The organism is Coprococcus ammoniilyticus (assembly GCF_025567345.1).
In the GTDB taxonomy this organism is placed as follows: Bacteria; Bacillota; Clostridia; order Lachnospirales; family Lachnospiraceae; genus Coprococcus; species Coprococcus ammoniilyticus.
In genome coordinates, this window is record NZ_JAOQJS010000005.1 from 75,057 (window position 1) to 87,792 (window position 12,736).

The 12,736-nt window shown below is 41.4% G+C and carries 9 protein-coding genes; 3 read left to right on the plus strand and 6 right to left on the minus strand.

What is annotated here, in order from left to right:
- Positions 1-124: 124 nt before the first annotated feature.
- Together OCV60_RS08645 and OCV60_RS08650 are read right to left on the minus strand one after the other, a co-directional pair.
- On the minus strand, positions 125-2,233 hold the full coding sequence (locus OCV60_RS08645) for a PTS sugar transporter subunit IIC/EAL domain-containing protein (protein WP_262530037.1): 2,109 nt from the start codon (positions 2,231-2,233) through the stop codon (positions 125-127).
- 51 nt (positions 2,234-2,284) lie between these two features.
- Positions 2,285-3,943 carry a putative polysaccharide biosynthesis protein gene (locus tag OCV60_RS08650; protein ID WP_262530038.1) on the minus strand — a complete coding sequence of 553 codons (1,659 nt, stop codon included), beginning with the start codon at positions 3,941-3,943 and terminating at the stop codon, positions 2,285-2,287.
- Between the two features lie 198 nt (positions 3,944-4,141).
- Here OCV60_RS08650 and OCV60_RS08655 point away from each other — a divergent pair, with 198 nt between their 5' ends.
- On the plus strand, positions 4,142-4,327 hold the full coding sequence (locus tag OCV60_RS08655) for a DUF4250 domain-containing protein (protein ID WP_021944922.1): 186 nt from the start codon (positions 4,142-4,144) through the stop codon (positions 4,325-4,327).
- Between the two features lie 162 nt (positions 4,328-4,489).
- Here OCV60_RS08655 and OCV60_RS08660 read toward each other — a convergent pair whose 3' ends face one another.
- Positions 4,490-5,977, minus strand: a complete 1,488-nt coding sequence (locus OCV60_RS08660) for an AI-2E family transporter (RefSeq protein WP_117785693.1) — start codon at positions 5,975-5,977, stop codon at positions 4,490-4,492.
- Positions 5,978-6,308: 331 nt separating this feature from the next.
- Here OCV60_RS08660 and OCV60_RS08665 point away from each other — a divergent pair, with 331 nt between their 5' ends.
- Together OCV60_RS08665 and OCV60_RS08670 are read left to right on the plus strand one after the other, a co-directional pair.
- Positions 6,309-6,758, plus strand: a complete 450-nt coding sequence (locus OCV60_RS08665) for an NfeD family protein (RefSeq protein WP_008402645.1) — start codon at positions 6,309-6,311, stop codon at positions 6,756-6,758.
- A 54-nt stretch (positions 6,759-6,812) separates the two neighbouring features.
- Positions 6,813-7,748, plus strand: coding sequence for an SPFH domain-containing protein (locus OCV60_RS08670; RefSeq protein WP_008402646.1), 936 nt, complete (start codon positions 6,813-6,815; stop codon positions 7,746-7,748).
- A 110-nt stretch (positions 7,749-7,858) separates the two neighbouring features.
- On the opposite strand, the gene OCV60_RS08675 is transcribed toward OCV60_RS08670, so the two are convergent.
- The 3 genes from OCV60_RS08675 to OCV60_RS08685 form a co-directional block, all read right to left on the minus strand.
- Complete coding sequence (locus OCV60_RS08675) at positions 7,859-8,701, minus strand: deoxyribonuclease IV (RefSeq protein ID WP_262530039.1); 843 nt, start codon at positions 8,699-8,701, stop codon at positions 7,859-7,861.
- A 149-nt stretch (positions 8,702-8,850) separates the two neighbouring features.
- On the minus strand, positions 8,851-11,142 hold the full coding sequence (locus OCV60_RS08680; RefSeq protein ID WP_021944926.1) for a hydratase: 2,292 nt from the start codon (positions 11,140-11,142) through the stop codon (positions 8,851-8,853).
- A gap of 120 nt (positions 11,143-11,262) precedes the next feature.
- Entirely contained in the window at positions 11,263-12,444 is a 1,182-nt protein-coding gene (locus tag OCV60_RS08685) for a transglutaminase domain-containing protein (RefSeq protein ID WP_181983869.1), read from the minus strand.
- Between the last annotated feature and the right edge of the window lie 292 nt (positions 12,445-12,736).

Consider the following 12,736-nt stretch of genomic DNA (forward strand, 5'->3'; position numbering starts at 1 on the left):
TTCGATCCGAAACGTAACGGTACTAAACTCATCACCTACTGGTGATTCGTTAAAGACCGACGTTCCGAACAGGTCTGCTTCATAAAATATATAGACGTCCGGCATGGAGTTTTTAGTTTATATCTCAGCTTTCATGTCCTGACCCTTTGATCCACGACATAAGTTCATCAAGTTTAATCGGCTTGCTGTAGAGATAGCCCTGGAATGCATCACAGCCAAGTTTTTTCAGTTCATCTCTCTGAGCTTCATTCTCTACATATTCAGCAATAATCTTGAATTTCAAAGATCTGCCCAGATAGACGATTGATGCAATGATATCACGATTCGTTTCATTATGAATAACGTCTCTCGTCAGAGATCCATCCAGCTTTACAATGTTAAAATACTTCGTCTGCAAATAAACCAGCGACGTATGTCCCATACCAAAATCATCGATCAGGAATCTGTGACCTTTCGCCTTCAATGCTTCAATCTTTTTCGTTATATCAATGGACGAAGAAAGTGCATCCTGCTCCGTGATCTCAAGTCCGAGCTGTACATTTGGAAACTGGTATTTCTTTACAACATTTTCGATACATGCTTCAATGCCATCCCATTCCAGAGATTCATTTGTAAGATTGACCGACATCTTGAAATCATCCGGTACGATATCCCTTACCTGTGCCAGTGCCGCACCTGCCGTATCAAAGATAAATTTCTCTAACGTACTAAGTACCTTCTTTTCCTTGGCAAGCTGTATGATCAACGGAGGATAGATAAATCCAAATTCCGGATGCTCCCAACGGATCAACGCTTCTGCACCAATGCACCTGCCATCACGGTTCACCTGTGGCTGATACACTAAGAACAATTCTTTCCGTCTGATTGCTTCAACAAGTTCATCTGCCAGGATACGGGCCATATGTCCGATCTCATCTTCACGCTTTGTATATGGTGAGATGGAATTGTTCTGCTCCTCGCGCTGCATCTCCTCCACCAGTCTTTTGACATCACGTTTCAGACGCAGTTCCCGCTGTTCTTCATACATACGAATAAATGGTTTATAAATACACACACCAATTGCCAGACACAGGATCTGCAAAACTGCTCCTGCCCAGGAACCGGTAGCCTGATACCCACTCAGAATAACAGGCGTCGTCCAATCAACTTCACGTATCACATGCGGAACAAGTCCAAAGAACATTGCCGCATAAGTGACCAGATAATTCACCATCGGTACAAGCATAAATGGGATCAGTAGAATAGGATTCAAAATCACAGGAACTCCAAATAAGACAATTTCACTGATATTGAAGACCAAACTCGGTGCTGCCATATATGCAAGATTCCGAACACCCTTCTTTTTCGCAAACAACAGGATCGCAATCACCAGACACAAAACGGCTCCCACTCCTCCCAGAAGTACAAATACATCCTGCATTGTCTTGCTGAAAATTCCGGCTGTTATATCAGAAAAATTCTGCTTGATCACTGTGTCTAACATATTGTGTCCATGAATTCCAAAGAACCATAACGCATGTGTCAGAAAAATAATGACCACTCCTGCTCCCAGTCCATTCTGTAATGGCTTTAACAGGTAATCAAAAAAGCGTTCAACCAATTCCTGAAAACCGCTTACTCCAAATAATACCTGTAACAAAATTCGAAAAAACGCAAAAAATCCAATAATGACAACCGCCGGAGCAATTCCCTCGATTGCTTCAATATAGATACCGTCCGTATTCGTACGCTGATTTTTCACCTTGAAGAAACGACTGCTCTTCATTGTGTAATAGATCTTACCGGAAATAAGCGCAACAAACAGTGCCGTAAATGCATGCATATTGCTTAACGAATGAATGGAAAAATCATCGTACTGGATTCCGAAATACCCTACCAGAGCAGCCAGTGTGATAATTACTAAAATGATAATATTTCCTGTACCTTCATAGATTTCCTGCTTTCTCCGTTTCATAATGGCATAACTGACCGTTGTTGTTACTGCCAGAAAAACAGCAAAGAACTCATTAACACTGGCATATACGAAATTCAGAATTTCCAGTACATGTCCACCACACAATTTCGCTATAAACGTCTGATATGCAGGAATCGGTAGATTGATCAACATCGCCGCCAGGTACCCGACTACAAGAAGCGGGATCATCATGATCATACCCTGTCGGATCGCACCCAGCGCGCAGCTGCTGTCAAGCCGGTCTGCCATACGCATGATCATTTTTTTAAATTTGCTCATCTTTTGTTTTAGTGCAATAATCTGGAAGTTAATTATCACACGTTCCTTTCTCTACTCTCTCACCAGATGTAGTTTTTCTGCAAGCTTCAGGATCAGGGTTCCCTTTGGCATAGCAAGGATTTCTTCCTTCGTATATCCTCCGACTGCCAGAATAGCTGCTGCATAGAAAATAACTGCAAGCAGGATTGCCAGAACAACACTGACTGAATTCATATGGATCAGGTGGTAGAAGATCTGATAACTGCCCCAGGCAACGATTCCCATAAATATCGATGCAACGGCAGGAGCAAGATAGATCTTCTTCACATCAAGCTTCGTAGACATATATTTGGATACAGATATATGATTAAAGATACATGCCAGTAATGAATACAGGATCGTAGCCGCTACCAGACCGAACAGCTTCGCATCTGTAAATTTCAAAATAGCAGCAAGGAATACTAAATGGATCAACAATGCAAGTGTCGCATTCTTCACCGGCTCCATAACCTTTCCGATTCCCTGCAAGATACTGTTTGTAAGTGTTGATAATGAATAAAATACCACAGATATGCAGCCGGTAGTCAACGCCTTAAATACCAGCGGATCCGCACCACGGAACAACAGTGTGATGATCGGTTCTGATAGCACACCGATTCCGACTGCACATGGTATCGTCACCATCATCGTGATACTCATGGACTGATTGTATACATGATTCGTTTCCGCTTTATCCCCCTTGGTAAATGCTCCCGAAATATTTGGTATCAGGGTTGTTCCAACCGCAGATGCGATCGATACCGGAAGATTGATCAGCACCATATACTGACCGGAAAAAATACCGTACAAATTTGCAGATTCAACACGATCTACATTTTTACTGTTTAAGACATTGTAGAAAATCTTCATATCTACGGTGGTCGTAATATTATACACAAATGCAGCAATAATGATCGGTGTTACGATCATTACGATCTGCCGGAATAACTTTCCATATGATTCTACATTCGACGAAACATCAGACTCTACTGTCTCCATAATTTCTTTTCTTCTTCCTGCATATGCGATCAGAATATAAATAATTCCACAAAGAACACCTGCCCCTGTTCCCATTGCACTGCCTGCTGCACCATATTTTGCATGTTCAGAGGTTCCCGGTACAAATGGTCTGGACATCAGATAGGCAGCCAGAACACTGACAACTGCATTTGCAATCTGCTCTATAATCTGTGATATGGAGGTTGGAATCATCGTTTTATATGCCTGAAGATAGCCTCTGTAGATAGCAAGAAAGCCCGACAGAAATATTGTCGGTGCGAGGATCTGTAAGCTTAAAATCGCATTTGGCTGTTCCTTCACCAAAGCCGGTGCAAATGCAAATGTCAGGACAGCCGCCACCAATCCGACAGATACTACATAGATAAAAGCACATTTAAATACCCGTCTCGCATTTCTGTATTCTCCCAGGGCCAGCTTCCCTGAAATGATCTTAGAAACCGCTGTTGGAATGCTGTACGTAGCGATCATCAATATCATGGAATATATTGCATACGCTGTACCATAATATCCATTTCCCTCATCTCCGATAATCTGAAATAACGGTGACCGGTATAAGAGACCGATCACTCGGGATAATATACCTGCACCTGCCAGCACTGCCGCCTGAAAAGCAAAATTTGTCCTCATACCGGACGGCTTCTTTATTTTCTTCTTTTCATTATCATTCTGCATGATTGTTTCTCCTGATTATTTTGTAACTGACTACAAGACGATCAGCTACCATTCTATCTGGTTGCACATATTTCCGGCGTCTGCTATACTAACATCGGAAATGACACACGTTTCCAATACCCTATATATATACCAGTTTTTTATACTTATTACAAATAAAATATGTAAAAGATTTTCATAAAAGGAGGTTTTCCACCTATGGCTAATCCAAATATTCCAAAAGATCCTGTTATGCTCCTCAGCTTTATTAATATGAAGCTTCGTGATTTTTATCCGAGTCTGGATGAATTATGTACGGATCTGGATCTGAATGTAAATGATGTTTCCGAAAAACTGGCATCTGCCGGTTTTAACTACGATGGAAAATTAAATCGATTTATCTGATAAAATGCTTCTAATTCAAAGAAAATAACTATTTTATCCTATTGCAAAAGGAACGCCGGCAAATCTCTAACCGGGTATTTACCCCACAGAAATCTGCCGGCTTATTCTATCACATAAAGCTACACTATATGTGCCCTGTCATTTCTGAATATGCTACGTTTCCTACATTTGATCATCTTTGTCGTCATCACTGCTCTGTTTTTCCGCTTCATGCTTCGTTGCTGCCAACTGATCGTCAGCTTTCTCTGCATGCATCACTTTCTCAATCTGCTGATAAAGCTTCTTCGCATGCCTCTTTGCTTCGCGATCTGCCTTTGCGGCTGCTTTTTCCTCCGGAGTTTTTTTATGAAAACGGATATCCTCCTCTTCCTCTGTCAGATAGATTGGCTTTCCGGTTTCTTCATCGATCCGTTTGATCCGCTCAAATTCCGAGGACACCGATACCATATGCTTCTTTTCCAGCTTGTCGGTACATGTCTTATTGATATACATGTAGATACATGCAAATACCGGAACACCCAGTAACATTCCGTAGAATCCGAAGATACCACCGCCTACGATAACCGCGGTCAGAACCCAGAAGCTGGAAAGTCCCGTTACATCACCAAGGATCTTTGGTCCTAAAATATTTCCATCAAACTGCTGAATACACAGGATCATGATAAGCAATATGATACTCTTGATCGGATCTGCGATCAGAACAATAAACACACATGGGATCGCACCGATGATCGGACCAAAAAACGGAATTACATTTGTCACACCAATGATAACACTGATCAGCAATGCATATGGCATATCTACGATCGTTGTCAAAATAAATGTTATAATCCCGATTATGATCGAATCCACGATCTTACCATTGATAAACTGACTGAATATCTTATTTACACTTGCAAGTCCATCCAGAATGATATTCGCGTTTTTCAGTTTAAACAGTGCATAGACGATTTTCTTGCCTCTGGAAGCCAAATATTCCTTATTCGCCATCACATAGATAGATGCTACAATACCGATCAGGAAATTATAAATGAACTTCAATCCGCCCACAACACCGGAGCTGATATTCAATACAATCTTATCCAGATTCGGAACAACATCTGTATTTACCCATTTCTGTAAGCGGTCATATACAGTGTTTACGACATTCATTACCATTTCTTCGGATTCGCCAAGGTTCTTGAATTTATCATAAATGGTATTGATCGCCTTCATGATATTATTATAGTAATTATCCATATTGGATATAAGAAGATTGATACTGTCGATGACCTGTGGCACTACCATCCAGATCAAACCCGTGAGCAGACCAAGGAACAAAATGATCGTTATAATGATCGATATGGCTCTTGATACATGAAACAGTTTTTTCTTGTCTTTGATCACCCGATCCTGTAAGATCGTATGACACAGGCGATCAAAAAAGATAAGCACCGGATTCAACAAAAAAGCGATCACAAAACCAATTATAATCGGTGCTGCCGCCCCGGTTATCGTATCCAGTACCTTCCGAAAGCCTGTCCACTCCTCCAATATCTTATTAAATACAAGCGCTGCTGCAATTACCAGAAATATGATCGTTCCCGCCTTAAACAGCCGTCTTTTTTTTTCATTTCCCAATTTTGTCTGATAACCTTTCCCTTTCCGCATTCAAAACCCAACATCGGATATGTCGTTTCATTCCATTCCTGTAACAACACATCAATGGATTTATTCTTACATATAATTATAAACAACCTGAAAAAATTATATACTGTTTCAAAAAGTCAAGCAATAGCATTTCCTATTTTTAATAGATTTAACCATGACTTTACCAAATCCAAAATCGTTCAAAAAATGAACCTTAAATAACCCTATATTTTTGAAAAAAGCATTGTCGATATCTGGGTTACATAGTAAAATAGTGACATGTTTAAGGGTTCTTAACAAACCACAAAACTTATTTTGCCTAAGACCGGGGAGGCATAAAGGAGGTGTTCTTATGGAAAATGAATTAATCTGTCAATTAATTATCTGGTCCGTTATCTTTATGGTCTGTATAATTATCGAAATCATTACTCTCGGACTTACAACCATCTGGTTCGCGGGAGGAGCTTTGGTATCTGCGATCTCTGTATTCTTTGGTACATCACTGATCATCCAGATATTGATCTTTGCAGTTATTTCATTAGTTCTTCTGTTTACTACAAGGCCTGTGGCTTTAAAACATTTCAAATTATCCGATATGGAAAAAACAAATGTTGAAAGTCTGGTCGGCAAACAGGTGATCGTATCTGAAACCATTGATAATCTAAAGGCTACCGGGCAGGTAAAAGTAAATGGTCTCGAATGGACCGCACGTGCTGCTGATGAAACTGATATTATTCCCCAGGGAACCGAAGTCACGATCAATGAGGTTTCCGGCGTAAAACTTATTGTCAGCAGAATATAATTTATTTAATTTTACAGATACTATATCTGTCGCCACTTAAAGGAGGTACTTATTATGGATTCACCACTCACATGGCTGGTAATTATCTTAGTATTCATTGCTATCATTATTATCTGCAGCACAATCAAGATCGTCCCACAGGCACATGCTTACGTTATCGAACGTCTGGGAACCTACTGCGGTACATGGTCCGTAGGTCTTCATATGAAAATGCCTATTATCGATAAGATCGCACGTCGTGTTACCTTAAAGGAACAGGTTGTAGACTTCGCTCCACAGCCGGTTATCACGAAAGATAACGTTACAATGAGAATCGATACTGTCGTTTTCTTCCAGATCACAGATCCAAAGCTTTTCTGCTATGGTGTTGAAAATCCGATCATGGCAATCGAAAACCTGACAGCCACTACTCTCCGTAACATTATCGGTGATCTCGAACTTGACCAGACACTGACATCCAGAGAGACGATCAACACAAAGATGCGTGCTACCCTGGACGAAGCAACTGATCCTTGGGGCATCAAGGTAAACCGTGTTGAGCTAAAGAATATTATCCCACCTGCAGCGATTCAGGATGCCATGGAAAAACAGATGAAGGCAGAACGTGAAAGACGTGAACAGATCCTGAAAGCAGAAGGTGAAAAGAAATCTGCAATCCTTATTGCAGAAGGTAACAAACAGTCCGTTATCCTGGAAGCAGAAGCCGAGAAGCAGTCACAGATCCTTCGCGCAGAAGCTAAGAAGGAAGCAACGATCCGTGAAGCTGAAGGTCAGGCACAGGCTATCCTCGCTGTACAGCAGGCAAATGCAGACAGTATCCGTCTCTTAAATGAATCTGCTCCATCTAATCAGGTTCTTACGATCAAGAGTCTGGAAGCATTCGCAAAGGCTGCTGACGGCAAGTCAACCAAGATCATTATTCCATCTGATATTCAGGGTGTTGCAGGACTTGCAACTTCATTATCGGAATTAGTAAAAACAGAGAAATAAGATTGAACTGATTCATTGGTAATATTAAAAACTGCCACTGTCAGAATGAAACCGTTATTGGGTAACCATTCTGATAGTGGCCGTTTTTATTTTATCTGTTATCCTTACAATTACTCCATGCTTTCATCCGCCCAGCTCTTTATCATTGCTATCTCTCTTGCATATCCGGCATCATCATTTGGTGTTTCTAAGATAAACGGTCTGCCTGCAAGCAATGGATGCGTTACGATCCGTTTTAATGCTTCTGCTCCGATCTCACCCTCTCCGATCTTCTGATGTCGGTCTTTGTGTGAATCTCTCACATTCATGCTGTCATTTAGATGAACAGCCTTTAAGCGGTCAAGTCCGATGATCTGATCAAACGTGTGAAGTACACCATCCAGATCTTCCACAAGATCATAGCCACCATCCCATGTATGACAGGTATCAAAGCATACCCCGATCTTATCCTTGCAGTCAACAAGCTCTATGATACGTTCCAGTTCTTTAAAATTTCTTCCGACTTCCGAGCCTTTGCCTGCCATTGTTTCAAGTAATACAACTGTACTCTGAGTCGGTTTGATCGCATGATTTAATGCGTCAGCAATTACCGGTATGGCTTCTTCTGCCCCCTGACCAACATGTGCGCCCGGATGGAAATTATAATAATTTCCCGGAAGATACTCCATCCGCTCCATATCATCCTTTAAGATATTCCATGAGAACTCCCGAATATCCGGTTTTGCTGCACAGACATTCATCGTATATGGTGCATGTGCGACCAGTTTTCCAAAATGATGCTCCTCCATCAGGGAACGTAACCGTTCCGCATCTGCCAGATCGATCTCTTTCGCCTTTCCGCCCCGTGGATTTCTTGTAAAAAATGCAAATGTATTTGCACCAAGTTTTAATGCCGCCTTTCCCATCGCCTCAAAGCCTTTGGAGGACGACAGGTGATTTCCTATATATATCATGTTGTTTCTCTCCTTCTTATAATATAAATATGGCTATGTCATAAGACATAGCCATATTTGTGAAACCACCAGCAGCGGTTTCAACGTTTTTACAACTTCCACTTATAGGTAGGACTCACCTTGTAAGGAAATTATTATATTAGAATACCTTAGTTGTTCTTATAGTAGTTGATCAGGCAGCCATCCATGATGATCTGTCTCTCATCATCGGTCAAGCTTCCAAGCTTCAGGTCTAATTCCTTGAAGTCTTTATTTACCACATATGCCTTGATGATCTCATTCTTATTCTGAACAGCCTCACGGATACCCGGAATAAATACATAATCATCATTATCAAATGCGAAATCTTCCTCCATGATGAATGGAAGCATACCCCAGTTGATCAGGTTGGATCTGTAACGCTTTGTTGCATATTCCTTAGCAATATTTGCCCAGCCGCCAAGTACCTTCTGGCAGGAAGCAGCCTGCTCTCTGGCAGAGCCGTCACCCGGCTTTACAGCAAAGATCGTACTGCCGTAACCGGTATTGGAACCTGTGATCTCACGATCTGCAAATTTTGCTTTGATTTCTTTCATCATAGGCTTCATGGATTCATCTGCCTTGCAGAAGCATCCAAGTTCTTCTCTCTTCTTCTCAACTGCCTGAATTGCCTTTGCACGGCCTACATATTCAGGATCTTTTCTGGATAAAGTGAACTCAGCAAGTCCAAGCGGATTTGAACGATAGGAAGATGTCTCACCAGATGGAATAAGTTCATCTGTAGTTGTTACAGGATCGTTAATAACAGATGCAACCTTTAATAACAGGTTATCTGTCAGTGCGATCATCTCCGGCCAGTCTTTGATATTCGGACCAAACTTGATCTCAACAGATGGATCAGCCTTGCCGACACCATTGTAAACTCGTCTGTCATAAATGCTCTTATCGAAGAAATATTTCTGTCCCTTGTATTCAACATCCAGATCTGTAGCTGCTGTAAGGTATCCCTTGTTAGCTGCTGTCGCTGCGATCGATCGTGCATCCATAAGTGCAACGGATGAGATCTGACCATTCTGAATCTTGGAACCTTCACGGTTCGGGAAGTTTCTGGTTGAATGACGGATTGATAATGCATTATTTGCAGGTGTATCTCCGGCACCAAAGCAAGGACCGCAGAATGCTGTCTTAACGATCGTACCTGTCTCGATCAGGTCAGCCAGTACACCGTTCTTTGCAAGCTCCATATAGATAGGAGTTGATGCAGGGTATACAGATAATGTAAATTCATCTGCACCGATGCTTCTTCCACGGATGATATCCGCTGCCTGACAGATGTTCTCGAATCCACCACCGGCACATCCGGCAATGATTCCCTGTTCTACATATAACTTGCCATCACGGACTTTATCCTTTAATGTGAAGTCAACCTTACCGTCCAGACTAACCAGTGCGCGCTTCTCGCAGTCGTCTAAGATGTCCATCAGGTTTGCATTTAATTCTTCAATTGTATATGTATTGCTTGGATGGAATGGCATAGCGATCATTGGTTTTACCTTTGACAGATCCACATATACAACGCCATCATAGTAAGCAACTGGGCCCGGATTCATTTCCTTGTATGCTTCCGGTCTATAGTGTGTATCATACCACTCCTTGATCTTCTCATCTGTCTTCCAGATAGAGGACAGGCAGGTTGTCTCGGTTGTCATTACATCGATACCGATACGGAAATCAGCAGATAATTTATCAACACCAGGTCCTACGAACTCCATTACCTTATTCTTAACATAACCACACTGGAAGGTTGCACCGATGATCGCAAGAGCAACGTCCTGAGGACCTACTCCCTTTGCAACTTCTCCGTCCAGATAGATTGCTACTACACCGGGCTTAGCTACATCGTAAGTTCTGCATAAGAGCTGCTTTGCAAGCTCTCCGCCGCCTTCGCCGATCGCCATTGTACCGAGCGCACCATAACGGGTATGGCTGTCAGAACCAAGGATCATTGCACCACATTCTGCAAGCATTTCTCTTGCGAACTGATGGATAACAGCCTGATGAGGCGGAACATAGACACCACCGAATTTCTTTGCGCAGGAAAGGCCAAACATGTGATCATCCTCATTGATCGTACCACCAACTGCACATAAGGAGTTATGACAGTTTGTAAGGACATAAGGAATCGGGAATTCTTTCAGTCCTGAAGCTCTTGCTGTCTGGATGATACCTACAAATGTTATATCATGAGAGGTCATCTTATCGAATTTAATCTTAAGATTGTCCATATTGTCAGATGTGTTGTGCTTCTCCAGGATACCGTATGCCATAGTATTCTTTGCAGCTTCTTCCTTGGATGGAGCTGTACCTAACTTCTGTGTAAGGATCGCATTTGCATCGGCATTGTCTTCTACAAGCTCTGTGCCATTTAAAAGATAAGCACCATTGTCAAATAATTTAATCATTCTATTTCCTCCTGATTTGTTGGTGATTCTTTTTCTCATTTTGTCAATCGCTGTTTATTTTAACACAAATCGGCATAGTTGTGAACAACTATGCCGATGAAAGTTTTCATTATTATATTTTTAATCATCCTGCTTCAACCGGAACCCCGAATGAGCACCACTGCTTTTATTCTGTGAAGCACTTTCAGAAAGATCCGCAGTCTGAGGTTGTTCATGATTCATGATAGTCTCATCTACGTTCTCTGCCATCTGTGTTGTATATGGTGCTGTCTGATAGTCCGTGACCGCATTTTCATTCGCCGGAACGGTCGCTTCATCTGTAAATGCACCTGTAACCACCTGCATTCTCTTATGGAGTTCTTCCATTCTCTGCGCTTCCTCCTGTGCTTCCAGACGGGCTTTCTCTAACTTCTTCCGTTTCATCTTCCGGTCAAGCAGCCAGATATATAATGCAAACCCTGCTGCGATCACTCCGATGATCGACCAGATCATGATCGCATTATAATTCGGGAACATTCTATAATATTCCGCTGCCGTCTTTCCTGTCACATCCATAGAAACTTCTGCATCGGAACCGCCATGATCATGTCCCTGCCAGTCCGCATCAGATTTAAGGAAATAATCATATCCGACATTCTGTCCACCAAGATCATCCCATGTCAGATCGATATTATACCAGTGTCCATCCACCTGAACCCGATTCCACAGATGCTCGGATTCCAGTCCATAACCGTATTCACAGGTAACAGGGACTCCGGCCTTTTTCATAATGATATAAAATGCCAGCGCATATCCGTTACATGCCGAATCTCCTCTGTACAGAGTATTACATGCACCACCGGATGAGCGGTTATATTCATTATGTAAGATAATATAATCATGTACCGCTTTCACTTTCTCGTAATCTGACAGCCCCTTTATCTTCCCCGAAATCTGACCGGAACGGATAAATACAAGAAAGCTTTTTAACCGGCTCATATGACTGATCCTTACCGCTACCTTTTCTCCACCTGAATCCGGCGTATATACATAAGAAAATGCATAGAATTCTCCACCTGCATACATATTCTTTTCCATCAGCTTGTCAAGGACCGACTGATAATCCATATACGGTTCCCCTGTTGTCTTTAGCGTAACCGTATTCTTATACCTTGAAGCGGCTGTTGCTACTGCATCATTGATCTCTTCGTATGTTGACAGTCTTCCTGTCGATACCGGCAGCATCTTTAAAACGACACAGTAAACAATAAACAACAGAATGATTCCCTCAATTACGATCTTTACTTTTTTCCCCTTTGACATTTTTCTCTCCTCTTTTTTTACATTCTTGGTGCGATTCATTATACCTCATTTTTCATTATGACGAAATTCTGTTATCTGCACTTTTCCGTCTTTTATTCGTTCAAATTTCTTCTCTTATTTACAAAAAAATTTTTATTTACTTCTTATTTATACATGATATAATAAAAAAGTCTACGTTTTATTAAGAATTTTTTTCAATAAACCTTCTATTTGTCTGAAATAATAGGGGAAATCATTTCTATATTCATTCTGACATATCGATGCGTTTATAGTCACAAGGAGAGATTAAAAA